This is a genomic window from Sphingomonas sp. Leaf32 (assembly GCF_001421765.1).
Lineage (GTDB): Bacteria > Pseudomonadota > Alphaproteobacteria > Sphingomonadales > Sphingomonadaceae > Sphingomonas.
On the sequence record NZ_LMLA01000005.1, the window covers coordinates 36,153 to 60,525 of the forward strand.

At 67.9% G+C, this 24,373-nt stretch carries 20 protein-coding genes; 6 read left to right on the plus strand and 14 right to left on the minus strand.

Annotated features, from left to right (window positions below; genetic code table 11):
* Positions 1-93: 93 nt before the first annotated feature.
* The 7 genes from ASE83_RS18100 to ASE83_RS07295 all read right to left on the minus strand — a co-directional run bounded on the left by ASE83_RS18100 (position 94) and on the right by ASE83_RS07295 (position 3,994).
* Positions 94-234 (minus strand): entericidin A/B family lipoprotein, encoded by a 141-nt coding sequence (locus ASE83_RS18100; protein WP_082443189.1) that lies wholly within the window; start codon positions 232-234, stop codon positions 94-96.
* Between the two features lie 60 nt (positions 235-294).
* Positions 295-1,206, minus strand: a complete 912-nt coding sequence (locus ASE83_RS07270) for a hypothetical protein (RefSeq protein ID WP_055786060.1) — start codon at positions 1,204-1,206, stop codon at positions 295-297.
* Between the two features lie 70 nt (positions 1,207-1,276).
* Positions 1,277-1,465 carry a hypothetical protein gene (locus tag ASE83_RS07275; RefSeq protein ID WP_055786062.1) on the minus strand — a complete coding sequence of 63 codons (189 nt, stop codon included), beginning with the start codon at positions 1,463-1,465 and terminating at the stop codon, positions 1,277-1,279.
* Positions 1,462-2,979 carry a PAS domain S-box protein gene (locus ASE83_RS07280; protein WP_055786106.1) on the minus strand — a complete coding sequence of 506 codons (1,518 nt, stop codon included), beginning with the start codon at positions 2,977-2,979 and terminating at the stop codon, positions 1,462-1,464. The genes ASE83_RS07275 and ASE83_RS07280 overlap by 4 nt, the downstream gene beginning before the upstream one ends.
* Before the next feature lie 7 nt (positions 2,980-2,986).
* Entirely contained in the window at positions 2,987-3,352 is a 366-nt protein-coding gene (locus ASE83_RS07285) for a CsbD family protein (RefSeq protein ID WP_055786064.1), read from the minus strand.
* A 30-nt stretch (positions 3,353-3,382) separates the two neighbouring features.
* On the minus strand, positions 3,383-3,703 hold the full coding sequence (locus tag ASE83_RS07290) for a hypothetical protein (RefSeq protein ID WP_055786066.1): 321 nt from the start codon (positions 3,701-3,703) through the stop codon (positions 3,383-3,385).
* A 96-nt stretch (positions 3,704-3,799) separates the two neighbouring features.
* Positions 3,800-3,994, minus strand: a complete 195-nt coding sequence (locus tag ASE83_RS07295; RefSeq protein WP_055786068.1) for a hypothetical protein — start codon at positions 3,992-3,994, stop codon at positions 3,800-3,802.
* Between the two features lie 224 nt (positions 3,995-4,218).
* On the opposite strand from ASE83_RS07295, the gene ASE83_RS19065 reads away from it, so the two are divergent.
* Together ASE83_RS19065 and ASE83_RS07305 are read left to right on the plus strand one after the other, a co-directional pair.
* Positions 4,219-5,556 carry a methyl-accepting chemotaxis protein gene (locus ASE83_RS19065; RefSeq protein ID WP_156352860.1) on the plus strand — a complete coding sequence of 446 codons (1,338 nt, stop codon included), beginning with the start codon at positions 4,219-4,221 and terminating at the stop codon, positions 5,554-5,556.
* 585 nt (positions 5,557-6,141) lie between these two features.
* The gene (locus tag ASE83_RS07305; protein ID WP_055785911.1) at positions 6,142-7,647 is read left to right on the plus strand and encodes an OprO/OprP family phosphate-selective porin; all 1,506 of its coding nucleotides are present in this window, start codon (positions 6,142-6,144) and stop codon (positions 7,645-7,647) included.
* A gap of 61 nt (positions 7,648-7,708) precedes the next feature.
* Here the strand turns inward: ASE83_RS07305 and ASE83_RS07310 are convergent, their stop codons facing one another.
* Complete coding sequence (locus tag ASE83_RS07310; RefSeq protein WP_055785913.1) at positions 7,709-10,024, minus strand: 3-hydroxyacyl-CoA dehydrogenase/enoyl-CoA hydratase family protein; 2,316 nt, start codon at positions 10,022-10,024, stop codon at positions 7,709-7,711.
* Positions 10,024-11,157, minus strand: coding sequence for a thiolase family protein (locus ASE83_RS07315; RefSeq protein ID WP_055785916.1), 1,134 nt, complete (start codon positions 11,155-11,157; stop codon positions 10,024-10,026). The genes ASE83_RS07310 and ASE83_RS07315 overlap by 1 nt, the downstream gene beginning before the upstream one ends.
* 116 nt (positions 11,158-11,273) lie before the next feature.
* On the opposite strand from ASE83_RS07315, the gene ASE83_RS07320 reads away from it, so the two are divergent.
* Both ASE83_RS07320 and ASE83_RS07325 read left to right on the plus strand, forming a co-directional pair.
* A complete protein-coding gene (locus tag ASE83_RS07320; RefSeq protein ID WP_082443190.1) occupies positions 11,274-11,657 on the plus strand; it encodes a MerR family transcriptional regulator in 384 nt (127 codons plus the stop codon).
* Positions 11,658-11,719: 62 nt separating this feature from the next.
* On the plus strand, positions 11,720-13,105 hold the full coding sequence (locus ASE83_RS07325) for a M20/M25/M40 family metallo-hydrolase (protein ID WP_055786073.1): 1,386 nt from the start codon (positions 11,720-11,722) through the stop codon (positions 13,103-13,105).
* A gap of 344 nt (positions 13,106-13,449) precedes the next feature.
* Here the strand turns inward: ASE83_RS07325 and ASE83_RS07330 are convergent, their stop codons facing one another.
* On the minus strand, positions 13,450-14,106 hold the full coding sequence (locus ASE83_RS07330; protein WP_055785919.1) for a TerC family protein: 657 nt from the start codon (positions 14,104-14,106) through the stop codon (positions 13,450-13,452).
* Positions 14,107-14,238: 132 nt separating this feature from the next.
* Here ASE83_RS07330 and ASE83_RS07335 point away from each other — a divergent pair, with 132 nt between their 5' ends.
* On the plus strand, positions 14,239-14,937 hold the full coding sequence (locus tag ASE83_RS07335) for a hypothetical protein (protein ID WP_055785922.1): 699 nt from the start codon (positions 14,239-14,241) through the stop codon (positions 14,935-14,937).
* A gap of 316 nt (positions 14,938-15,253) precedes the next feature.
* Here the strand turns inward: ASE83_RS07335 and ASE83_RS07340 are convergent, their stop codons facing one another.
* From ASE83_RS07340 to ASE83_RS07350, 3 genes are all read right to left on the minus strand, one after another.
* Entirely contained in the window at positions 15,254-16,897 is a 1,644-nt protein-coding gene (locus ASE83_RS07340) for a M28 family metallopeptidase (protein WP_055785925.1), read from the minus strand.
* Between the two features lie 248 nt (positions 16,898-17,145).
* Positions 17,146-18,633, minus strand: coding sequence for an ABC transporter permease (locus ASE83_RS07345; protein ID WP_055899578.1), 1,488 nt, complete (start codon positions 18,631-18,633; stop codon positions 17,146-17,148).
* Positions 18,630-19,550, minus strand: coding sequence for an ABC transporter ATP-binding protein (locus ASE83_RS07350; RefSeq protein WP_055786075.1), 921 nt, complete (start codon positions 19,548-19,550; stop codon positions 18,630-18,632). The genes ASE83_RS07345 and ASE83_RS07350 overlap by 4 nt, the downstream gene beginning before the upstream one ends.
* A gap of 185 nt (positions 19,551-19,735) precedes the next feature.
* Here ASE83_RS07350 and katG point away from each other — a divergent pair, with 185 nt between their 5' ends.
* Positions 19,736-21,970 carry a catalase/peroxidase HPI gene (gene katG / locus ASE83_RS07355; RefSeq protein ID WP_055785932.1) on the plus strand — a complete coding sequence of 745 codons (2,235 nt, stop codon included), beginning with the start codon at positions 19,736-19,738 and terminating at the stop codon, positions 21,968-21,970.
* A gap of 77 nt (positions 21,971-22,047) precedes the next feature.
* Here the strand turns inward: katG and ASE83_RS07360 are convergent, their stop codons facing one another.
* Positions 22,048-24,291, minus strand: coding sequence for a TonB-dependent receptor (locus ASE83_RS07360; RefSeq protein ID WP_055785935.1), 2,244 nt, complete (start codon positions 24,289-24,291; stop codon positions 22,048-22,050).
* Positions 24,292-24,373: the final 82 nt, after the last annotated feature.

Below are 24,373 nucleotides of genomic sequence, written 5' to 3' on the forward strand. Positions count from 1 at the left end.
TCAGGCTTCGGGCGGCGCAAGACAAAACGGCGCAGTGGTTTCCCCGCCGCGCCGTCCCGTCATCGAACCGACCGCAACGAGCGGTCCGCCAGCTTACTTCTTTTCCTGGCCCGACGCGCCGGACACGGCCGATCCGGCCGACTTCAGGTCCTTGCCCGCGCCGTTGACGGTGTTGCAGGCACCCAGCGATACCGAGGCGGCCAGCACGAGGCCGAGGGCGATCTTCTTCGTCATGTCGTTTCTCCCATGCAAAAAGGATGCGGCGGACCCGATACGCCGGCCCGCCGCGCACACTCAGCGCAGCCGGCGGCGGGTTGCCGCGGTTGCACCGAACCCTGCCGCCGCCGCACCGACCAGCAGCGCGAGGACGAGGACGAACGAGGTCCCGGCAGCGGCCCCAGCGGCCGTGTCGGTCGCCGACTTCGCGGTGGCGACGGCGTCGTTCCTGGTCTGGACGAACTGCTGCTTGGCGCGCGTCACCTGGGCCTGCGCCTCTGCACGGCTGATCTTGCGCTGCGCGGCGACCACGTCGACGATGCGGCTTTCGGCCTGCTGGCCCTCGGCACCGCCACGGGCGAGCGCGGGCAGCTGCTTCGCGATCTCCGCCTGCGCCTGTTCCGGGGTCATCTGCGCCGGATCGTTGGGCGCGTCCGACAGATACGCGGCGGCTTCGCTGCGCACGTCGCGCGCGGCGTCCTGCACGTCGCCCGCATCGACACCGGCGGCCGAGGCGGCGGCAGGCGCGACCGAAGCGGCTGCACCGACCGCGCTGCCGGCCGTGCCGGCGACCGCGCCGACCGTGCGGAACGCACCGCCGATGATACCGCCGACCGCCGAAGTCAGCAGGTACAATGTCAGGATCAGCGTGACGCCCCACACGACCAGACCGTGGACCAGCGCGTCGAAGCGTTCGTGCACGCCGGCAACCCGCGCGGCGGCATAGCCACCCGCGCCCAGCGCGACGATGGTGGTGACGAGCCAGTAGATGCCCGCGCCGATGCCGAATCCGGCCGCACCGGGCGTGGTCCCTTCGACCGGATCGACCATCGTCAGGCCGATCCCTGCGCCGAGGATGCCGAGCACCAGCTGCACCGCGACCGCGATGACGACGCCGGCAAACACCGACCCCCAGGACAGCCGCGTCGCGGTCTTGCCCACGCGCGTCTCGTCGATCGGCGCGAAGCCGTTTGAACCGTTGGTAACCATGGTGTCTCCTGTTGAAATAAAAGGTTGGGGGCGCCGGGAGTTTGTTGTCGCAGGCGGTGCGAACAGACCCTCAGCGCGCGCCCTGCCCATCCTCTGCTGCGTCCGGCTTCGTGGTGTCCGGCGCTTGTTTCCGTTCGGCCCCGTCGCGGCAGGCATCGTCGTCGCCGATCAGCGTACCGATCGCCTCCAGCACCGATGCCTTCGCCTTCGCGGTGGCCTTGGCTTGTTCCTCGGCGGAACGGTCCTTGTCCCGTGTCATGGTGCGGCCTCCTGTTCGGTCGGCCGGTCGATCATGTCGCCGTCGAAACCGCGCGCCCGTGCCCAGGCGACGGCGGCGATGCGGCGATTGACGCCGATCTTGGCATAGATGCGCGCGACATGGTTGCGCACGGTGTTGCTCGCGACGTCCAGCGTGCGCGCGATCGTCTTGTCGTCGCACCCGCGACAGATCAGCGCCAGCACCTCGCGTTCGCGCGGGGTCAGGTCGTCGAGGCCGGGGCCGTCATTGGCGGCCTGCGGCGTGCGCAGCCGGGCCAGCTTTTCCATGATCGACCGGCTGAACCAGCTGGTGTCCTTCATCACCGCCTCGATCGCCTCGACCAGTTCCAGCTCGGTCGCCTTGCGCTGGGTGATGTCCTGAAACGCCCAGAGGACACAGGCATCCTTGCCCAGGCGGATCGCCTCGGTCGAGATCAGGCAATCGATGATCGCGCCGTCGCGGGCGTGAATCCGCGCCTCGTGCCCGCGCAGGTCGTGACCGCCGTCGATCGCCTCCTCGATCGCATGGCGGATTTCGCCGCTCTCCCACAACTCGACCTCGCCCAGCGGACGGCCGATAATGTCATCGGCGGCATAGCCGGTCATCGCGGTGAAGCTGGCATTCACCTCGCACAGCAGATGCCCGTCGCGTGCGCCGATCGCCATCGGCACCGGCGCCAGCTGGAACATCCGGGTGAAGCGTTCCTCGCTGTGACGCAGCGCCGCCTGTGCCGTGCGCCGCGGTTCGAGGTCGGCGAAGGTGAACAACATGCACGGCTGATCGCCCATGTCGATCGGCTGTCCCGCGACGATGACCAGCTTCGTCGCGCCGCCGGGCAGTTCCAGCTCGGCCTCCATCTGCGGAATGGTGCGCCCTTCGCCCAGACGCTCCTTGGCGAGATCGCGCTGTTCCCCGCCGCGCAGCACGTCGATGTCGTACACCGTCTTCGACAACACCTGATCTCGGTCGAACCCGGTCATGTCGAGGAATCCCTGATTGACCTTCACGAAGCGCAGGTCGCGCAGGCGACAGATGACGGCGGGCGCGGGGTTGGCGTTGAACGACTGTTCGAACCGGTCCTCCGCCTCGTATCGCGCCGACACGTCCTGCAGGATCAGCACCAGGCAGGCCGGTTCGCCGTCATCGCTGTCGTTCAGGACCAGGCTGCGCACCTGATGCACCCAGCGCGGTTCCTCCTCGCCCGCGACGATCACCTCGACCACCACTTCGGAAAAGGAATCGCCCGACACCACCCGCTCGAGCGGATAGTCGTCCGCTTCGAGCCGGTGGTTGTTGCGATAGCGCAGTTGGAAGCGCGAGCGATATTCGTGCACCGTCGCACCGAGGTCGGCGATGTCGCCGACCCCGTGCATCGCCAGCGCGGCGTCGTTCGCCCAGAGCAGGCTCTGATCGGGATCGATCAGGATCACGCCCTCGTCCAGCCCCGCGACGATCTGGCGCAGGTGGCGCAGATCGGCGGTTTCGCGCAGGGTCCTGAACGCAGCCTGGTCCATCGTCGGCTCAGCCGCGACGCCCGTGCAGCAGCCAGGCGAGACCATAGCCGATGATCGCGGCACCGGCGGCCCACAGCAGCGGGCTGTCCTCGACGGTACGCGCGGCGCTCTGGCCACCCTGCTGCGCGCGGTCGGCGACCTGACGGCCGGCGCTCTTGAGCTTGTCGCGGGCTTCGCCGGCCAGCGCGGGGGCGCTGTCGATCGCATCCTCGATGATCGCGCGGACGCGGCCATAGCTGTTCTGCGCGCCGCCCGCGACCTGATCGACCACGCCGTCGACCTTCAGGTTCCGGCTGTCGACGACATCGCCGACGGTCTTTTCGACCTTGCCGGTAGCGTAGCGGACCGAACCTTCGAATTCATCCTTGTTCATGGCTTTTTCCTTGTGATGGGGTTGGCGGGATCAGGGCAGGATGTTGCAGCCCGCCGCCGCCTTGCCGACGGCAAGCGCGATGGCCGGGTCCTTCAACTCGCTGGCGACGCGCAGCAGGTCGCCGACCGTCAAGACGCCGGGATTGGTGTCGCCCTTGCGGTACGCGGCGGCGGCACGACCGAGCTGTTGCAGCTGGCCGAGCGACAGGTCGCCTTGCAGACGGGTGCCGACGCAATCGGCGCGCGCGGTATCCAGCCCATAGCGCTGAAGCGAGGTCGAGATGCGCGTCGCGGGCGCGGCGCAGGCACCCAGTGCCAGCGTAACGAGCAGGGGTATCGCGACTGCCTTCATGGACCGGTCTCCCACGACACGGCCGCACAGCGCGGCCGGTCAGGGCGCATCAACCGACCGGGTGGAACAGTGTTCCTGGTATCTTTGCGGGAAAGCCTAGTCCGGAAGTACCATCGCGATCAGCGCCGCCTGTTCGCCGTACAGCCGCGCCATGCGCAAATGTATCGACCGTATTTCTATTTCGGCGCTATTTTCAGCGCGTTGCCGATGTACTTCCGCCCGAGCGAGCAGATAGGCGCGTTCCTCGGTCGCGGAGAGATGCGGGGCGGCGGGGTGTTCGATCCGTGGCATGAAGCGATGCTATCGGTACGCTGCCGTATCGGCCATCGTGCAGAACTACCTGTCGGCTTGGTGGTTCGGCACCTGTTGGGCGACGGAGGAATGGGCACCCTGCGCAAACTCGCCAGGGCGAGGTCCGCGATAGCACCACCGGCAGGACAGCGGACAGGCGCAGGTTGCGCTAACATCGCTTTAATAACCTTTAGTTATACTGCGTCGTCATGGAGATCGGAGACATGACAATGTCGGAAGGCACGAGCCTGAACGAGAGCGATGTCTCCGAGAAATGTGGGTTGTTCGGGTTTACGGATGTGGATGCGCAACTTGGCTGCGCGATCTGGGCCATTCTGAAGCCCCATGCCGCCGACATCGCCACGGCGGAGATCGCGGGATGGTACCGCCTGCTGCCCGCCCAGGTCGCGGGCGGGCGCGCCGGCGATGCCGCCGACCTGCTGGCCGCGATCGAGGCGCAGCTATGCGATCCGGCGGGCGGGGCGTGGCTGCCGCACACCGCGCGGTGGGTCGCGGCGGGCTTTGCCGCCGGCGTCCCGCTTAGCGCCATCCTGGCGCTCGGCAGCACGACGATCGCGCAGTGCGTCGAGACGATGACCGAACAGTATAACTGCCCCAAGGCCGAGCGCACCGCGATCAACCGCCTGTTCCTGCGGTTGCAGGCGATGGAGGGCGATGTCCTCGCCACGCTGTACAACGCGCACCGGGATGCGGCGCTGCAACAGCAGCGGATGACGACCGCCGACGCCTTTCGCACCGGGATCGCGGCACTGGTCGCCGAAAGCCTCGACGAAGGCGATTCGCTGCACGAACAGACCGCGCGGACCGCGAGCGCGACGCGCGGGATGCTGGACATGACCAGCGCCGTCGCCCTGTCCGCCGACCAGTCCGCGACCGCGATGCGCGACGCCGCCGGCACCGCCGCCGGGCTGATCCAGGCGATCCAGACCGCGCGGGAGGAAGTGGAGGACGCCGCCGACATCGCCGCCCGCGCGCGGGCGCAGGCGGCGCAGGCGGTCGAGGTGTCCATCTCGCTCAGCGACCATGCCCGCGCGATCGAATCCATCCTGGGCCTGATCCGCGACATCGCCGGCCAGACCAACCTGCTGGCGCTGAACGCGACGATCGAGGCGGCGCGCGCGGGCAATGCCGGGCACGGATTCGCGGTAGTGGCGCAGGAGGTGAAGTCGCTGGCGCGGCAGACGGCAAACGCAACCGACGACATCGCGGCCAAGATCGCCGCCATCCAGTCGTCGACCCGCGCGACGGTCGAGATGAACGCCGACATCAAGGCGACGGTGATCGCGGTGGAAGGCAGCGCCGGGCGAATCCGTCGCGCGATGGAGGTGCAGGCACAGACCGTGACGATGATTACGGCGGCGGTCGACGAAACCGCGCTGGCCGCACGGATGATGTCGAACACCATCGCCGCGATCCACGCCGACACCGAAACCGTCGCCGCGCAGATATGCGAGGTCGGGCAGGGTTTCGACCGGCTCGACGGACGATTGCATCTGCTGCAGGACAGCGCCGACGGATTCTCGCGCCGCGTCGCCGGCTGACCGAAGGCGCGCGCGGGGGACCCTATCGTCGCGGCAGGGCAAGTGATTCCCCGACCAACGCGGCCTGCGTTCGATCGTCACGGCGCGCTAAAGGGCTTGCCGCACCGGTCGGGCGAGACGGGGCGATATGATCCGGTCACGCACATAATATGTGATCCAGGGCGGATCGACCTTCGCCGGCCTGTCGTGTTCCGGGGTCCACCTCGCCCCTCACATTGTCGCAGGAAGCGCTGGCTGCACCGATGGCCGCACCGTGGACCCCGGAACAAGACCGGGGTGACGAAGGGATTGTACCCCCGCTCAGCGAGCACCCTCGGATTAGGTAATGTTGATCGGTCCCGACATCATCGTGTCGATGCGTACGGGTTGTGAACGGATTGTTGCCCAATGTTTCCGTTAGCGCGAATTTAACCATCGTACCCCTATGACAAAAGCTCCTGAAAACCGGGGGGCTTGAAGGCGTCGTAGATTATTCGTGGCAGGTTTCGGCAGGGTCGGCTTACTCAACGACTCGCCGATGCAGCAAACCTGCGCGTCCGATTAAGATCGATGGCACTGGGCGCCCTATCTCTATGGGCTCGATCTATGAAACGCGTCTTCTGCGTGGGCACCTCGTTGTCCGCGCTCCTGCTCTCCGCGCCGGCATTTGCGCAGGCCAGCCCTGCCGACCAGGCGGAAATCCTTTCGCTGCTGCGGGCGCAGGCAGGTGAAATCGCCATGCTGCGTGCCCGGCTCGAAGCACTCGAAGGCAGGGCGCCCGCGACCACCGTCGCACCGGTCGCGGCGGCCGCCGTGCCGGCGCCGCGCCAGCAGCCGTCCACCACGGCGTCGACGATCGGCAACGACAGCGAGACGGTGTCCTTCGCCCCGCAGATCATTCCGGCCAGCCCGGCCGAACAGACCGTGACGCAGGCGCGCGCCGCCGCCATGAACCCGTCGGGCGTGACGACCGAGTGGCGCGGCGGTTTGCCGATCTTCCATTCCGCCGACGGCAAATACACGTTCAAGATGCGCGGCCGGATCATCAACCATGTCAGTTCGACCTTCGGGTCCGGCTATGACGCGCGCAACATCACGACCACCGGCGCCCGCGCGCTGCGCATCGGCATCGAAGGCGCGATCGGAACGCATTTCTTCTACCAGTTCGAAAACGACTTCGCCGACAATGTGTCCGACGTCGGCACGATGTTCGTCGGGTGGCGCGACGACATCGGGGACGGCGCATCCTACGACGTGCGCTTCGGCAACATGTTCAACGATCGCAGCTTCGAAGGGTCGAGCGGATCGGACGCGCCGCCGTTCCTCGAACGCAACGTCGTCGCGACCTCCATCATTCCCCAGCGCGGCTTCTACGGTATCGCGCTGATGCCGCGGATCTTCTGGAACACCGGCCACGCGTCGATCACGCTGAGCGGGGACAATGTCGACGCCAGCCAGAGCGTGTCGGACAGCCGCACGGTCCTGGCCCGCGCGCACTGGAACCCGTTCAAGACGGACCGTTCACTCGTCCATCTCGGGCTATGGGGCTTTGACGAAAAGCTCGCCAACGGGCCGGGGACGCTGACCCGCAACACCGTGATCGGCGGGCGCTTCAACAGCCTGTTGCGAGTGTCGACCGGCGCGTTGACCGGCGGGACCGGCACCACCGGCTATGGCGCCGAAGTCGGCGGCTATCGCGGTCCGATCTGGGTCATGGGCGAGGCGGGCGAACGCCATGCGCGGCTGAGCGGCGGGCGGGACGATCTGGTCACGAAGGCGTGGAGCCTGTCGGGTGGCTGGTTCATCACCGGCGAGCTGCCGCCCTACAACCCGCGGCTCGGCACGTTCGCGCAGCCGCGCGTGCTGCGCCCGGTGTTCGACGGCGGTCCGGGTGCGGTCGAACTGCTGACCCGCTATGAAAATCTCGATTATTCGGGCGTGGCGACCGGGGGCCAGGGATCGGCGGTGACGGCGGGCGTGAACTGGTATCTCGACAGCATCATCCGGTTGCAGTTCAACCTGATCCACTGGAACACCGACAATCGCGCCGGGGCCTTTATCGGCAAGGACAATGGCGAAACCGTCAGCGGCGGGATCGGCGTCACCTTCTGATCGGCGGAGCGCTTGAACCCATCGTCACCCCGGCCGTGGGGCCGGGGTGACGTTCGCGCCGTCAATTGCGCAGCGGCTTGCCCGTCTGCAGCACATGGGTCACGCGGTCCTGCGTGCGGGTGTCGCGCATCGCGTCGAGGAATACCCGACGTTCCAGCGTCAGCAGCGCATCCTCGGTCACGACATCAATGATGTCGGTGTCGCCGCCGGTCAGCACCTCGGCCACGCGGCCCGACACCACTTCGTCATAGGGCGTCGCCAGCCCCTTCGCGCGGAAGCCGCGCACGACATCGGCGATGGCGATGCGGCCGCTCTCACCCGGCAGGCGGAACACCGGCGGTTCCGGCGGGGCATAGCCGTCGACCAGCGCCAGCGCCTTGCGCTTCGCATCGGCCAGCAGCCGGTCGCGGTTCATGGTGATGCCGTCGGTGGCACGCAGGAAGTGCAGCTCGCGCGCCTCGGCGGCCGATTTCGACACCTTGGCGGTCGAGATCGTTTCGAACGCGACGCCCACCGCCGGCATCGGCCCGCGCGGGGTGCCCTTGGCCTTGGCTATCCGGTCGAGCAGCTCGCCATGCCCGCCCCATCCGGGCACGAGGCCTGCGCCGGCCTCGACCAGTCCCATATAGGTTTCGGCATGGGCCTGGATCGCATCGGCGTGGAGCGAAATCTCGCACCCGCCGCCCAGCGCCATACCGGCGGGCGCGGCGACCACCGGGAAGGGGGCGTATTTCAACGCCTTGAACGCGGCCTGCCCGCCGGCGATCATCGCCTCGATCTGTTCCCACGCGCCGGACTTCACCGCCCAGAGTGCGAAGAACAGGTTCGCGCCGACGGTGAAGTTCGCGGCGTCGGTATAGAGCACCAGCGCCTTGTACTTCGCCTGCACCAGCGGGATGGTCTCGTTCAGCAGCGCCACGACCTTGTCGTCGAGCGCGTTGCTCTTGCCCGTGAACTCGAAGCAGACGACGCCGTCGCCGACGTCCCACAAGGCCGCCGATTCGTTGCTTAGCACCGGTGCGGAGCGCAGCTTGACGTCGGCGAGCAGCAGCACGCCCTCGCCCCGCACGACATCGGCGTAATCGCCAGCGGTCGTCAGATACTGACGCTTGCCGCCCTCGACCCGGTAGAAGCTGCGGTCGCCCACCGTGTCGAGGATCGCGGGAACGTCGCGCCCCTCGGCCCGCAACCGCGCCGCGAGCTTCGCCGCGCCGATGCGGTCGATCAGCTCGAACGGGCCGTATTTCCAGTTATAGCCGAGCTTCATCGCGTCATCGATCGCGACGATGTCGTCGGCCGCTTCGCCGACCAGCATCGCGGCATAGGGCAGCACCGCCCTAAGGATCGCCCAGGCATAGTCGCCGGCGGGACCGTCCAGTTCGATCAGCTTGCCCAGGTCTTTCGCCGCATCGGCGGGCAGGTCGGGCGGAATCTGCTGTTCGCGATAGTCGCCGGTGGTGAGGTCGAGCGCGAACTTGGTGCGCGTCACCTTGTCGAACCGGTAGAAACCGCCCTTGCCCTTGCGGCCGGTATACCCCTCCGCGATCATCCGGTCGACCAAAGGCATTGGCCGCACCGTGTCGAAATAGGGATCACCCTTGGGCAGCGTCGCGGTCAGGCTTTTCGACAGCAGCGGCATCAGGTCGATGCCGACCAGATCGACGAGGCCGAAGATGCCGGTCTTGGGCACGCCCATCGGCCGCCCGCCGATCTGGTCGGCCTGTTCGACGGTGAGGCCCAGGTCCATCGCCGCGTTGATCGCGACCGCCAGCCAATAGGTGCCGATGCGGTTGGCGATGAAGCCCGGCGTGTCCTTCGCCCGCACGATCCGCTTGCCGAGGTTGCGGTCGACGAAATCCTCGACCTTCCCCGCCACCGCCGGATCGGTATCGCGCCCACGCACGATCTCGATCAGGCGCATGTAGCGCGGCGGGTTGAAGAAATGGGTGATGAGGAAATCGGCGCGGAACCCCTCGCCCCGCCCCGCTACCAGATGGTCGAGCGGGATGGTGGAGGTGTTGGACGACACCGCCGTGCCGGGACGCTTCAGCGCCTCGATCCGGGCATAGAGCGCCTGCTTGATGTCGAGCCGTTCGACCACCGCCTCGACGATCCAGTCGCATTCGGCGATGCGCTCCAGATGGTCGTCGATATTGCCGGTCTCGACCAGCTTCGCCGCGCCCTTCGACATGAACGGTGCGGGATCGGTCTTGAGCATCCGCGCGACCGCCGCTTTGGCCACCGCGTCACGGTCGGGACCGTCCTTGGCGATGTCGAGCAGCAGCACCGGTACCCCGGCATTGGCGACATGCGCGGCGATGCCCGCGCCCATCACCCCTGCGCCGATGACGCAGACCTTGCGGATCGCCGTGTCCATCATGCCCGCTCCAGCACGGTGGCGATGCCCTGCCCGCCGCCGATGCACTGGGTCGCCAGCGCATAGCGACCGCCCTCGCGTGCCAGCAGCGCCGCCGCCTTGCCAACGATGCGCGCACCGGTCGCGCCGAGCGGATGGCCGATCGCGATCGCGCCGCCGTCGAGGTTGATCGCCTCGTCCCTGATCCCGAGGTCGCGGATGCAGGCGATCGCCTGTGCCGCGAACGCCTCGTTGATCTCGACCACGTCGATGTCGCCGATGGTCAGCCCGGCGCGCTCCAGCGCCTTTTTCGACGCGCCGATCGGCCCCAGTCCCATCGTCTCCGGCGCGCAGCCCGAAATGCCGATCGCCTTGATGCGGGCGAGGATGGTCAGGCCGTGCTTCGTGGCGAAGTCTTCCGACGTCACCAGCACCGCGCTGGCGCCGTCGGTCAGCGGCGAGGAGGTGCCGGCGGTGACCGATCCGTCCTGGCGGAAGGCCGGCTTCAGGCCCGACAGCGCCTCGGCGGTGGTGTCGCCGCGGATCGTGCCGTCCTCGCTGACCGTGCCGCTTTTGGTCTGGATCGGGATGATTTCGTCGGTCAGTCGGCCTTCGTTGCGCGCGGCGGCCGCCTTGCGCTGGCTGGCGACGGCGAAGGCGTCCTGCTCGTCGCGGGTGATCTGATATTGGGTCGCGACGTTTTCCGCCGTGTCGCCCATGCCCATATAGGCCCCGGCGCTTTTCGCGGCGAGCGCGGGGTTGGGCAGCGGATTGTAGCCGCCCATCGGCACGCGGCTCATCGATTCGAGGCCGGCACAGATGAACGCCTCGCCAGCACCCACTTCGATCTGCCCGGCGGCGATGTGGATCGCGCTCATCGACGACCCGCAGAAACGGTTGACCGTCATCCCGCCGACCGACAGCGGCAGGTCGCCCAGCAGCGCCACCATCCGCGCGACGTTGAAGCCCTGCTCCCCTTCCGGAAAGGCGCAGCCCATCACCACGTCCTCGATCTCCGCGGCATCGACGCCGGTGCGCTCGATCAGGCCGCGCACGACCTGCGCCGCCAGATCCTCCGGCCGGACCCGCGCCAGCGCGCCCTTGCCCGCCAGATGAAAGGGCGAGCGAACATAGCCTGCGATTACGGCCTTCATCGAAGCGATCCTTCCCATTGTCCGTCCATGCTTGCCATGGCTATATGACCTATACGATAGCTATATGTCCTATAGGGGATATGGGCGCGACGCAATGGCCGGCAAGGACCAGGACGATGGATGATGAACTGACCGGCATCCACGCCGTCGCCGATACACTCGGCATCACGCCGCGCACGCTCAGGCTGTACGAGGACAAGGGGCTGATCCATCCGGTGCGCGTCGGCAACAACCGCGCCTACAGCCACCGCGACATCGTGCGGATGCGGCTGATCCTGCGCGGCAAGCGCCTGGGCTTCACCCTGCGCGAGATTCAGGAGTTTCTCGACCTCTACAGCAGCGACCCCGACCAGGACGAACAGATGCGGACGCTGGCGGAGCGGTGCCGCAGCCGGATCGACGCGCTGAACCTGCAACGCCAGGCGCTGGAAGAGACGGTGGCGGAACTGGAGGAACTGGAACAGACCGCCCTCGCCCACCGCTGCAAGACAGGGCGGTGAGAGCGGACTTGCGCGATCGCGCCGGACCGCGCACGCTTCGGGTTCAGGGGTTGGAGAATGCCATGCGGATGCTGCTTGCCACCATCGGTGCCACCACATTGCTGTGCGCCGGCCTCGCGCGGGCGCAGGATGCGCCGGTTACGCCATCGGGCAGGGAAGCGCTGACGCTGCTGACCGACGGGGTGAAGTTCCAGACGGTCGCCGGGCGCGGGCAGGTGCCGGCCTATGCCGAGTATCTGAAGGCGAAGCTGCTGTCCGCCGGGTTCGCCCCCGCCGACGTGACGTTCGTGGCCATGGGCGAAACCGGCTATCTGACCGCGCGCATTCCCGGCCGCGACCGCACGGCGAAGCCGACCGTCGTGCTGGCGCATATGGACGTGGTGGAGGCCGATCCGAAGGACTGGACCCGCGATCCGTTCGTGCCGGTGGTCGAGGGCGGCTATGTCTTCGGGCGCGGCAGCCTCGACAACAAGGCCGGGCTGTCGATGGCGGTCGCGACGCTGATGAAGTTGCGGCGCGAGAAATGGGTGCCGCGGCGCGATGTGGTGCTGGTGCTGACCGGCGACGAGGAAACCACCATGAAGACGACGCGCGCGGCGGCGGCGGCATTTAAGGATGCCGCGCTGGTGCTGAACGCCGATGCCGGCGGCGGGCTGCTGGGCGATGATGACAAGCCGATCGTGTACGGGCTGCAAGCGGCGGAGAAGGTCTATGGCGACTGGCATCTGACCATCACCGATCCCGGCGGGCACAGCAGCCGTCCGGGGCCGGACAATGCCATCGCCCATCTGGCGGCGGCGATCACCCGCATCGCCGCCTATCGTTTCCCGCCGCAGCAGAACGAGATCACGAAGGCGTCGCTGGCCGGCACCGCGACGATGACGCCGGGGCCGCTGGGCGCGGCGATGAAGGCCTTTGCCGCCGACCCGACCGACACCGCCGCCGCCGACATCCTGTCGGCCGACAAACGCTATATCGGGCAGGTCCGCACGACCTGCGTCCCCACCATGTTCAATGGCGGCCACGCGCCCAACGCGCTGCCGCAGCGCGCGGTCGCCAACATCAACTGCCGCATCTTTCCCGGCACGCCGCGCGCCACGATCGCCGCCAAACTCGTCGAGCTGACCGCCGATCCGAAGATCACCGTCGCGTTCAACGACAATGGCACGATCGAGGCCGGCGCCTCCCCGCTCGACCCGAAGGTCGTGGCGGCGGTGAAGGCGGCGGTCGCGCAGCGCGCGCCCGGCCTGCTGGTCGTGCCGATGCAGGAAGCGGGCGCGACCGATTCGATGCACTTCCGCGCCTATGGCATCCCCAGCTTCGGGGTGGGCGGCGTGTTCATGAAGCCCGGCGACAGCTTCGCCCATGGGCTGAACGAACGGGTGCCGGTGGCGACCTTCGATCCGGGCATCGCGTGGTGGGAAACGCTGCTGAAGACGCTTGGGTGAGGCCCCGCGTCGGCAACCGTGCGACAGGCCCGACGGACGCCACGAAACGGTCGACAGCAGCAACGCCCCCGCCGCCCCGACGTCACCCCGGACTTGTTCCGGGGTCCACCGAGCCGCGATCGCGGTCGATAGAGGCTCAAACCGCACCGATTGCCGCGCCGTGGACCCCGGAACAAGTCCGGGGTGACGGATAGGCCGGAGGCGTCGATCAGGAACGACACCGGCAGCAGGCGAATGTCGATCGGCCCTATAACGTCATTCCAGCGAAGGCTGGAATCTCCCGGTTGCAGCGCGCCGCAGGAACCGCTGGAGGCCCCAGCCTTCGCCAAGGCGACGGATCGCGATCAGCCGAACAGCGCCAGAACGCCCCGCGACGGATCGACCAGCCCTTCGTAGATCATCTTGCACGCGACATAGACGATGACGGCAAGGCCAATATAGGCGACCCAGCGATAGCGCTCGATCACCCGCGCCAGCACGTTCGCCGCAACGCCCATCAGCGCGACCGACAGGATCAGGCCGATGGCCAGGATGCCCGGATGATCGCGCGCCGCGCCGGCGACGGCCAGCACATTGTCGAGGCTCATCGACACGTCGGCGATCGCCACCGCCCATGCGGCACTGGCGAAGCTGCGCGGCGCGGCGGCCTTCAGCGCGGTTTCGTCGGTGCCGTCGCCGCCGCCGTCCTTCAGCTCGCGCCACATCTTCCACGCGACCCACACCAGCAGCAGGCCACCGGCAAAGACCAGCCCGGTGACCTGCAGCAACTGCGTCACGACCAGCGCGAAGGCGACGCGCAGCACCAGCGCCGCGCCGACGCCGATCAGGATGACCTTGCGCCGCATGTCGGCCGGCAGGCCGGCGGCCAGCGCGCCGACGACGATCGCATTGTCGGCGGCCAGCATCACGTCGATCAGCACCACTTGCCCGAAGGCGGCCAGCGCGGACGGGCTGCCGATATTGGTGAAATCGGCGACGATATGGTTCCAGAGTTCGTTCATCGGGGCAGCCTATAGCGGGAAAGCGGCGCGGGGCCAGCGCCGCGCGTGTTCCAGACGGATCGACTTGCCGAACCGGCGGGGCGGGGCGAGGTTCCGCATGGCCCGGACGCCCGGATCGTGGCAGGTTGCGGCATGAACCGCCTTGTCCCGATCGCCGCTCTCGTCCTCGCCCCTGCCGCGCCTGCCCCGGCACAGGCGCCGCCGGGCTATGACGTCGCCGAACGGACGCGGGCGCTGGCGTTCGATCCCGGTCGCTTCTTTGTGGAACGGCCGCAACCGGCGATGGCGATCCGCTATCTGGGCGACGATTACGCCATGCCGGTCTACGCGATCGCGGTCCGTAAGGGCTGCGTCGATACCGATGACGGCGACGCCAGACTGACATGCGGCCAGCGCCTGATCGCCCGGATGGTCCGCGCGCCGTTTTCCGGCACGCCCCGCCGCCCGCGCGAACGGGGCTATCGCCTGATCGGCACGCTGGCACGCGCGCACCCCGACAGCGACGACGCGCTACGCCAGGGGCTGGACGCGGCCGGGCTGGACTGGGTCGAGGCCGATGTGCGGCAATGTCCGAAGGCGATGGCGCAACTGGCCACCCTCCCCGACCAGCGGTTCGCCGCCGGCATCGATTTCGACCGGCGGCTGTCGGAGATCGTGCTCCATGCCGACACGATCCGGTTCGATCTCGACGACTTCCATCTCCGCGCCCGCTATGAGGGCTGGCTGAAGCCCGGCACCGCCGGCGTATGGGCCGATGGCTTCGCGGCGAGCCTGGAGGGATGCTGGAAACCGGCCACCGCGCCGCCGCCGTGGCAGGCGCCGGGGCGGTAGGGCCTGCCGCCCGCTGCCGTACCCCCGCGCAGGCAGGGGTACGGTGTCGCTCTGGGACCGATCGACATTCAGCCAATCCGATGATGATTGCCGAGCGACGTGCAATCCCTTCCGTCACCCCGGGCTTGTTCCGGGGTCCACGGCGCGGCAAACGGTGCGACAAGCACTTCTCAGGACGGCGTGAGCGGCAAAGTGGACCCCGGAACAAGTCCGGGGTGACGATAGGCCGGTGAATGTCGATCCGACCTGAACGCGGTGCGTCGACACCCGAAGCGGACGAGGCAGGCCCCCGGATCGGGTCCGGGGGCCACCCGCCCTACTTCCCCCGCGCCGCCGCCGTCGCGTCGCGCGCCGCGCGGAATTCGCTGTCGTTCGACCAGTTCGGCCATGCCCGTCCGTCCGCCAGGCGGCGGCCGAGTGTGTAGAGGATCGTCATGTCGCTCTGCACGCTGCCGGTATCCCAGTTCGGATCATATTCGTCCGCCGGCTGATGATATTTATCGCGGGTATAGGCATCGACCAGTTCCTTGCCCCGCGCCTCGCCACCGACGACCAGGTCGCGGCCGGGACTGTAGGACAAGGCCGGCACCCCGCGCTTGGCGAAGGAGAAATGGTCGGAGCGGTAGAATAGCCCCGCCTCGGGCCGCGCATCGGGGGTGTAGCGCCGGCCCTGCGCCGCCGCCGATTCGGTCAGCAGCGTCAGCAGGTCGAGCTTCGCCATGCCGTACATGCTGAAATTGCGCGTCGCCGCCGCGCCGAACGGCCCGTCCATGTTGATGACCCCGGCGGTCGTCGCCAGCGGGCGGAGCGGGTTGGCGGCATAATATTCGGACCCCAGCAGCCCCTTTTCCTCCGCCGTCACCGCAAGGAACAGGACCGATCGGTCGGGCTTCGGCCCCGTGCCATAGGCGCGGGCGAGTTCGAGCAGCGCCGCCACCCCCGACGCATTGTCGAGCGCGCCGTTATAGATGCGGTCGCCCTTCGCATCGGGCTGTCCGACGCCCAGATGGTCCCAGTGCGCCGAATAGATCACGGTTTCGGCCGGGTGTTTCGTGCCGGGCAGGACGCCGGCAACATTGCGCGAGGTGATGACCTCCGGCTTGACGCTATAGCGCGCGTCGAGCGTAGCCTTCAGCGGAACGGCCCGGAAATCGGCCTTGCGCGCCGCCGCTTTGGCCGCGTCGAAATCCAGCCCCGACCGCTTGAACAGCTCGACCGCCAGATCGCGCTGGATCCACGCCTCCATCGGCACGTGCGACGCGGTGGGGTCCTTGCGCACGATGTCGAACATCGTGTTGGTGTTCGAATTCCTGACCGTGGCCCAGCCATAGGAGGCCGGCGCGCTTTCATGCACGATCAGGATGCCGGCCGCGCCCTGCCGCGCCGCTTCCTCGTACTTATAGGTCCAGCGGCCGTAATAGGTCATCGCCTTGCCGCCGAAATCGCCCTCGCCCCCGTCGAAATCGGGGTCGTTGATCAGGACGACCATGATCTTGCCCTTCAGGTCGACGCCCTTGAAGTCGTCCCAGTTGCGCTCGGGCGCCTTCACCCCGTAGCCGACGAAAACCAGCGGCGCATTGGCGATCGCGACCGACTGCTGCCCGGTCAGCGCGGCGCGCACCGCGATCTGATCGCCCTGCGTCAGCGTCTGCTTCGTGCCCGCCGACGTGATCGACAATTGCGGCGTGCCGACGATGTCAGACTTCAGCAGCGGCACGTCCTGATACCAGCTGCCCTTGTCCCCGGCGGGTTGCAGGCCGGCGGCCTTCATCTGCTCGGCGATATAGGCGATGCTCTTCGCCTCCGCCGGGGTCGCCGGCCCGCGCCCTTCGAACGCGTCGCTTGCCAGCGTCCGGATGTCGCGCGAGATGCGCTGCACGTCGAAGGTCGGTGCCCTGGGCGCCGGCGCGGCCACGGCGGCGCTCGACAGCAACAGGCCGGACAGGATCAGACGCTTCATCACAGGCGAACTCCGAACGGGTGGGATGGGCAGATGGTGCCGCAGCCGGCGGGCGGCCGCAATGGGTGGGGTGGTGGCTGACGGCATCGGCCGCCCGATGGAACCGTTCGTGCTGAGTAGCCGCTGAGCTTGTCGAAGCGGCGTATCGAAGGACCGTTGCCATCAGTGCTTCGATACGGGTCTTCGACAAGCTCAGCCCCTACTCAGCACGAACGGTTCGGCTCGATAGCGACGCCCCCACACCCCCCTCACACCGGTCGGCGCATCAATCCCATCATCGCCCGCAGATTCGGCCGCCCGCCCCCGGCCAACAGGCTGGCGCGGAAGATGCGACCGAGCAGGATCACCTCCACCACGATGAACGCGGCGGTGAGCATCCCCGCCGCCCACACCTGCCACAGCGGCATCCCCGTGCCGAGCCGCGCCAGCACCGCGAACGGCGTCCAGATCGGAATCCATGTCAGCAGCTCGACCGCCGGGCCGGTGGCACCGCGCAGCACCGCCTGCACCAGCACCGTGACCGGCAACATGATGACCAGCAGCACCGGCGTCAGATAGCCCTGCGCGTCGCGCATCGAATCCGACACCGCCCCGATGACGAGGAAGATCATCGCCACGACGATGTACCCCGCCACGAAGAAATACAGGATCGTCGCGATTGCCCCGAACGACGATACCGGCTCCAGCGCGGGGCGGATCATCTCGGCAATCGCGCCGTGGGTGGCGAAGGCGGCGACGATCCCGCACACCGCCCAGGTCGCGACCATCGACAGCCCGATGCCGACCGTGCCGATCAGCTTGCCGTACATCAGCTCGTTCGGGCTGACGCACGCCAGCACCGTTTCGATCAGCTTGTTGCTGCGTTCCTCGACCGACCCCTGCAACATCCAGCTGCCCGACAGGACCAGCGACATGAGCAGGATATAGGCGCAGGCCAGCGGCAGGATCGAGCGGATCAGCACCCGTTCGCGCCCGCTGCCGCGCGGCGGCACGACGACGGCGATGTTGGGCGCGATCATGGTGGAGGCAGCGGCGACCGGCGCGGCGACGCCGTTGGCCTGGAGATAGCGGACCTTCAGTTCCTGCCCCAGCAGCGCCTGCACCATCGTCACGAACCCGCTCGACGGCGCGCCGTTGGCCCACAGCTTGACGTCTGGCGAACGTCCGAAATCGGCGGGGATATAGACCGCATAGTCGAGCGGCTTCGCTTTGCTGCCCTCGGCCGGACGCAGCAGTCCTTCGAGCGCCTGCCCGATCGCTTTGGGCCGGGCGGCGGCGACCGGGGCGGGTACCGGCACGATGGTATAGGCCGGATCGGGTGCGTCGAAGTCCGGCACCTCCCCGCCCTTCGCCCTGATTTTCGCCAGCGCGCCATCCGCCCCGCCCGCCGCGACGAAGCGCGCGACATCGGCGTCGCTGTACCAGCGATCGTGGCGCGCCCAGGGCGCGGCGGGATCGGCGGATTCCAACCGGTTGCTTTCGACATAGCGCGAGACCTGGGTCAGCACCCGGCGCTGTTCGTCCAGCTCGATCCGCGCCGCGATCGCCTGCGCGGTCGTGCCGCCGCTGCGGTCGATCAGCATGACGCGCTGCGTGTCCGACTTGTCGAGGAAGCGCGACGCGATCGGCCCGATCGCAAAGGCCAGCGGCAGGATCAGCAGCGTGACCCAGAAGCTGCGCGTGGCGGCGATCTGGCGGAACTCGCGCCCCGCGACCAGCAGGATATGATTCATCATGGCCGTGCCTCCGCCGAACCGACGATATGGAGAAAGACGTCGTGCAGGCCGGGCCGGTGCTGTTCGAACCGGCGCAGCGGCACGCCCGCCATGGTGCAGTGCTGCAACAGGTCGGCGGGGTCGCGCCCCGGCACCATCCGCACGTCCCATGCGGTCCAGCCTTCGCCGACCTCGCCCTTTGCGGTCGCCGAGGCGACGCCCTCCAGCCCGGCGGGCGACTGGCGCGCCACCACGTCGAGCCGGGCAGGCAAGGTCGCGCGCGCTTCGTCCTGCGTACCCTCGAACCTTTTGGCCCCCTTGGCCAGCAGCAGCAGCCGGTCGCACAGCCGTTCGGCGTGCTGCATGACGTGGGTCGAGAAAACGACCGCCGCGCCACCCTTCGCCGCGTTCAGTATCTCGTCCTCCAGCAATCCCTGATTGACCGGGTCCAGCCCGGAAAAGGGTTCGTCGAGGATCAGCAGCCGGGGCGCGTTGATGACGGCGGTGGCCAGCTGCACCTTCTGCGCCATGCCCTTCGACAGCTTGTCGACCCCGGTCTTGAGATTCGCGCCCAGCCCGAACCGGTCGAGCAGGTCGCGGCCCCGGGTCCGCGCATCGCCGGCGCTCATCCCCTTCAGCCGGCCGAAATAGACCACCGTCTCCAGCGCGGTCATCGACCGGTACAGCCCGCGTTCCTCGGGCAGGAAACCGAGCAGCCCGCTCGACTCCCGCCCCGGCGGCTTGCCCAGCACGTCGATGCTGCCCGCATCGGGGCGGATGATGTCGAGCACCATGCGCAGCGACGTGGTCTTCCCCGCGCCATTGCCGCCCAGAAAGCCGAATACCTCGCCCGGCGCGACGGCGAAGCTCAGATGGTCGACCGCCGTCATGGCGCCGAACCGTTTCACCACGCCGTCGAGGCGCAGGGCATGTTGCATCGATGTGTCCCCCATCAAGATCATCATCATTGCCGTTTATCGATACGTCGGCAAGCGGAAGATGGCGACAATGAACACCCCGCCCCCTCCAATCGAGTTTTCCGCCGAGTGTGAACGAGACAATTGCTTATCCCGTCGCGCGGTAAGCGGTTAGGCTCCGCGTCATTGTGATGGAGAGCCAAGACATGGACGCGAAGACCGGAGAGATGAGCGGCTGCCCGATCCACCAACCGAACACGGTTCGGTCGCTGGTCGGCCGCACCAACCGCGACTGGTGGCCCGATGCGCTGCCGCTGGAAGTGCTCAACCAGGGCGGCACCTCGCCCGACCCGATGGGGCATGAATTCGACTATGCCGAAGCCTTCAAGCAGCTCGATTATGCCGCGCTGAAGGCCGATCTGCACGCGCTGATGACCGACAGCCAGCCCTGGTGGCCGGCCGATTACGGCAATTATGGCGGCCTGTTCATCCGCATGGCGTGGCACGCGGCGGGCACCTATCGCACTGCCGACGGGCGCGGCGGCGCGAACAGCGGGCAGCAGCGTTTCGCCCCGCTCAATTCATGGCCGGACAACGGCAATCTCGACAAGGCGCGTCGCCTGTTGTGGCCGATCAAGCAGAAATACGGCAAGCATATCAGCTGGGCCGACCTGTTCATCCTCGCGGGCAATGTCGCGATCGAGAATATGGGCGGGCCGGTGTTCGGCTTCGGCGGCGGTCGTGCCGACGTGTTCGAACCCGAAAAGGACATCTACTGGGGTTCGGAAGAGCAGTTCGTCGGCCATCCCGACAACAAGACCCGCATCCTGCCCGAGGAAGAGCTGGAACTGGAACAGCCGCTGGCCGCGATCCAGATGGGCCTGATCTACGTCAATCCGGAAGGTCCCGGCGGCGTGCCCGACGCGATGCAGTCGGCGCGCGACATCAAGGAAACCTTTGCCCGGATGGCGATGAACGTCGAGGAAACCGTCGCGCTGACCGCCGGCGGCCATACCTTCGGCAAGGCGCATGGCGCGGGCGACCCGACGCTGGTCGGCGAATCGCCGGAAGGTGCCGACATCTCGCTGATGGGTCTGGGCTGGACCAACAGCTTCGAGAGCGGCATGGGCGCGCACACCACCACCAGCGGGATCGAGGGCGCGTGGGTGAACACGCCGACCGAATGGTCGGGCAATTATTTCCGCCTGCTGCTCGATTACGACTATGAACTGGTGCGCAGTCCGGCGGGGGCCAAGCAGTGGCAGCCGATCGACCAGCGCGAGGAGGACATGGCCCCGGCGGCGCATGATCCGAACCTGCGCGTGCCGACGATGATGACCACCGCCGACATGGCGCTGAAGGTCGATCCCGAAATGCGCGCCATTTCGGAGAAGTTCCGCCACGACCATGAAGCGTTCAAGGACGCCTTTGCCCGCGCCTGGTTCAAGCTGACCCACCGCGACATGGGGCCGAAGGTCCGTTACCTCGGACCCGACGTGCCGGAGGAAACGCTGATCTGGCAGGACCCGGTTCCCGCCGGCACCGCGCCGTCGGACGGTGATGTCGGAGCGTTCAAGGCGGCCATTCTGGGTGCCGGTTTCACGGTCGGGCAACTGGTGAAGACCGCCTGGGCCTCGGCATCGACCTATCGCCGGTCGGACCATCGCGGCGGCGCCAATGGCGCGCGGATCGCCCTCGAACCGCAGCGCGGGTGGAAGGTGAACGAGCCGGAGGAACTGTCGGCCGTTCTTGCGAAGATCGACGAATTGAAGGGCAGCCTGTCGCTGGCAGATGCGATCGTGCTGGCGGGCAATGCGGCGGTCGAGCAGGCGGCGAAGGCCGCCGGCTTCGCGGTCGAGGTCCCCTTCACCGGCGGTCGCGGCGACGCGACGCAGGACTGGACCGATGCCGACAGCTTCGCGGTGATGGAACCGGTCGCCGACGGCTTCCGCAACTATCTCAAGACCAAGCACAGCGTGAAGACCGAGGAGCTGCTGCTCGATCGTGCGTCGCTGCTGGGCCTGTCGGTGCCGGAAATGACCGTGCTGGTCGGTGGCCTGCGCGTGCTGGGCGCCAACTACCGGGACGCACCGGAAGGCGTGTTCACCGACCGCAAGGGGCAGTTGACCAACGACTTCTTCGTCAACCTGCTGGGTAACGACACTTTCTGGAAGGTGGTCGACACCAGCGCCGACGAGGAGTTCATCGGCTATGACCGCGCCGGGCAGCACGAACGCTGGCGTGCGACGCGCACCGACCTGATCTTCGGGTCGAACAGCCAGCTGCGCGCGGTGGCCGAAGTCTATGCCGAGAATGGCAATGAGGAAAAGTTCGTGCGCGATTTCGTCGCGGCATGGACCAAGGTGATGAATGCGGACCGGTTCGACGTGGTGCAGAAGCATGACAGCGTGCAGCCGATCGGGGTGGCCGAACCCGCCTGATCCGCGGCGTTCGGGACCAGGCAGCGGCGCGGGAGCGATCCCGCGCCGCTTGCCGTTCGATCAGGGATGCCCCCGGATCAGAACGCCGCGCGAACCCCCAGCGCCACGGCCCGTCCGGGCAGCGGTGCCCGCAGGCGCAGGAAGGAGTTGTGCAGCCGCGCTTCGGCATTGGTCAGATTGGCGACATCGGCGAACGCCTCGTACCGCGCGCCCGTGCCGAACCGATAGGCGACGTGCGCGTCGACCAGCGTGAAGCCGTCCGACACCGGCTCGCCCTTGGCGACATCGGTCTGCCGCAGATAGCGGACCGCGCCGAGCGAGGCGCGTAGTGCGCCGCCTTCCCAGCCCAGATCGCCGCCATAGCGTGACATCGGCGTGCGCGGCAGGTGGTCGCCGTCGAGCCGCTGGCGGAAATACTGGCGGTCGAACGCCGCCGTCGCGCCGGTCGCGAACGGGCTATAGCCGTCGGGCAGGGTGAATACCGGGCGGACCTGCACATAATCGCCAAAGCCGTGTAGCGCGAACCGGCCGACGCCGGTCGTCGCGCGGAGCGTCGCCTCCCCCTCGATCCCGCGGAACCGGGTGTCGCCCTGGCGCCATTCGCGCACCGGCAGCGTCCGCGAGATGCCGGTATTGCCCAGATAGAGATAATCCACGAACCGCGTGCGATAGGCGGACACCGCCGCCGACAGCCATGTCGTGTCGATCCCGCCGCCGGCCTCGATCGTTTCCGCCCGCTCCTTGCGCAACCGTCCGTCGCCCTGTTCCTCGGTCAGGATCGAGAAATGGTTGCCATTGGCATATAGTTCATTGATCCCCGGCGCCCGCTCCCCGTGCGACCAGCGTCCGTGCAGATACAAAATCTTGAACAGCGACAGCCGCGCCCCGGCGTCGCCGCTGAGCAGGTGGAAGCCGGCATCGCGGGCATAGGCCGCCCCCTGCCCCCGCCCGGCACGTACGCTGGCTTCGTCGAGGTCGTAGCGTATCCGGTCGTAGCGGATGCCACCGCTCAGCGTCAGCGGCGACAGCGTCAGCCGTTCGGCGAGGAACGCCGATCGTTCCGCCGTGACGACGCTCGGCAGATAGGATGTCGTCTCGACGGTGCGCAGGCTGCGATCGGCGATCTGCCCGCCGATCGACCCGCTGAGCGGCCCGAGCGGGCGATGCGCGATCTCGACGCGCGCCTCCTCGCCATTGCCGTCGAACCGGCTCCAGTCGCGATCGGGCAGGCGTTCGCGGTCGCGCGACCGGACATGCGCCGCGCGCAGTGTCACCGCCGCGACGCCGGGCAGCGGATCGTACAGCGCGCCCTTCAGGTCGAAGCGGGTCTGCCCGACCGTCACGTCGATCGGGCTGGCCCCGGAGCGCGACGCCGTGATGAGGGAAAAGCCGGGCACGCCGTAATTATTGTCGTAGCGCCCGACCGACAGGCCGAGAAACCCGCCATCGACGATCAGGCTGCCACCCGCCGTCACCGCCGTGGTGCGGATCGCGCTGTTGGGCAGGCGCCCGTCGGCATCGCCCATCGGATCGAGGTTCGTAATGATCTGTCCCGACACCGGCGTCCGGTCGACGAAGCGGCGCGTCACGGGATCGAAGACGAAGGTCGGCCGCGCCAGACGGACCTGACACAGCGCCTGTAGCGGAGTCGCAGCGACGAGCGACGACCAGCGGCGGCACGTATCGGCCTTTGCCCGGCCCGGAATCGCCTGATCCCCCTGATAGCGGTACAGCCCGTCGAGGTGCCATGCGAACGCGCCCTTCCCGCCATCGATCCGGGTCATGGTCGTCACGCCGACATTGTCGCCGGTGCGCAGTTCGGCCCGCCCGGTCGGTGCTCCCGCATGTCGCTGCGTCGGGATGCGGCCGTCGATCACGTTCACCGCGCCGCCGATCGCACCGCCGCCATAGGGGACGGCCGCGCTGCCCTTGCGCACGTCGATCAGCTCCGCCAGGAACGGCTCGACCGCGGCGGCATGTTCCGCGCCCAGTCCGGATGCGTCCTGCGTGGGCAGGCCGTCGATCAGCACCGCGACCCGGCCGCCGGTCTGCCCCCGGATTGTTGGACGGCCGACCGCCGGGCCGAAATAGTCGTTGTGGATCCCCGGAACCCGCGCCAGCGTTTCGCCGAGCGTCGGTGCCTTGCGCTGGTCCAGTTCGGCCCCCGCGATGCTCGTGCCGGTCGCGCTCGACAGATGGTCGGCATCGACCGGTTCGGGGCGCTGCCCTTCGACGACGATCGTGGACGGCGACTTACCCGGCTCGGGCTGTGCGGAAGCGGTTCCTGCGGCAACGGCCAGCAGGATCAGATCAGGTAACATCAGTAACAAACCCCCAAGTGAGGGGGCGCTCTATGTTTTGTTATACCGTAACAATCAAGTTCATATCGAACGGTGCGGCTGA

Coding starts and splice junctions, on each gene's coding strand:
- ASE83_RS18100 (WP_082443189.1), bottom strand. CDS start 234: ATGACGAAGAAGATCGCCCTCGGCCTCGTGCTGGCCGCCTCGGTATCG.
- ASE83_RS07270 (WP_055786060.1), bottom strand. CDS start 1,206: ATGGTTACCAACGGTTCAAACGGCTTCGCGCCGATCGACGAGACGCGC.
- ASE83_RS07275 (WP_055786062.1), bottom strand. CDS start 1,465: ATGACACGGGACAAGGACCGTTCCGCCGAGGAACAAGCCAAGGCCACC.
- ASE83_RS07280 (WP_055786106.1), bottom strand. CDS start 2,979: ATGGACCAGGCTGCGTTCAGGACCCTGCGCGAAACCGCCGATCTGCGC.
- ASE83_RS07285 (WP_055786064.1), bottom strand. CDS start 3,352: ATGAACAAGGATGAATTCGAAGGTTCGGTCCGCTACGCTACCGGCAAG.
- ASE83_RS07290 (WP_055786066.1), bottom strand. CDS start 3,703: ATGAAGGCAGTCGCGATACCCCTGCTCGTTACGCTGGCACTGGGTGCC.
- ASE83_RS07295 (WP_055786068.1), bottom strand. CDS start 3,994: ATGCCACGGATCGAACACCCCGCCGCCCCGCATCTCTCCGCGACCGAG.
- ASE83_RS19065 (WP_156352860.1), top strand. CDS start 4,219: ATGACAATGTCGGAAGGCACGAGCCTGAACGAGAGCGATGTCTCCGAG.
- ASE83_RS07305 (WP_055785911.1), top strand. CDS start 6,142: ATGAAACGCGTCTTCTGCGTGGGCACCTCGTTGTCCGCGCTCCTGCTC.
- ASE83_RS07310 (WP_055785913.1), bottom strand. CDS start 10,024: ATGGACACGGCGATCCGCAAGGTCTGCGTCATCGGCGCAGGGGTGATG.
- ASE83_RS07315 (WP_055785916.1), bottom strand. CDS start 11,157: ATGAAGGCCGTAATCGCAGGCTATGTTCGCTCGCCCTTTCATCTGGCG.
- ASE83_RS07320 (WP_082443190.1), top strand. CDS start 11,274: ATGGATGATGAACTGACCGGCATCCACGCCGTCGCCGATACACTCGGC.
- ASE83_RS07325 (WP_055786073.1), top strand. CDS start 11,720: ATGCGGATGCTGCTTGCCACCATCGGTGCCACCACATTGCTGTGCGCC.
- ASE83_RS07330 (WP_055785919.1), bottom strand. CDS start 14,106: ATGAACGAACTCTGGAACCATATCGTCGCCGATTTCACCAATATCGGC.
- ASE83_RS07335 (WP_055785922.1), top strand. CDS start 14,239: ATGAACCGCCTTGTCCCGATCGCCGCTCTCGTCCTCGCCCCTGCCGCG.
- ASE83_RS07340 (WP_055785925.1), bottom strand. CDS start 16,897: ATGAAGCGTCTGATCCTGTCCGGCCTGTTGCTGTCGAGCGCCGCCGTG.
- ASE83_RS07345 (WP_055899578.1), bottom strand. CDS start 18,633: ATGATGAATCATATCCTGCTGGTCGCGGGGCGCGAGTTCCGCCAGATC.
- ASE83_RS07350 (WP_055786075.1), bottom strand. CDS start 19,550: ATGCAACATGCCCTGCGCCTCGACGGCGTGGTGAAACGGTTCGGCGCC.
- katG (WP_055785932.1), top strand. CDS start 19,736: ATGGACGCGAAGACCGGAGAGATGAGCGGCTGCCCGATCCACCAACCG.
- ASE83_RS07360 (WP_055785935.1), bottom strand. CDS start 24,291: ATGTTACCTGATCTGATCCTGCTGGCCGTTGCCGCAGGAACCGCTTCC.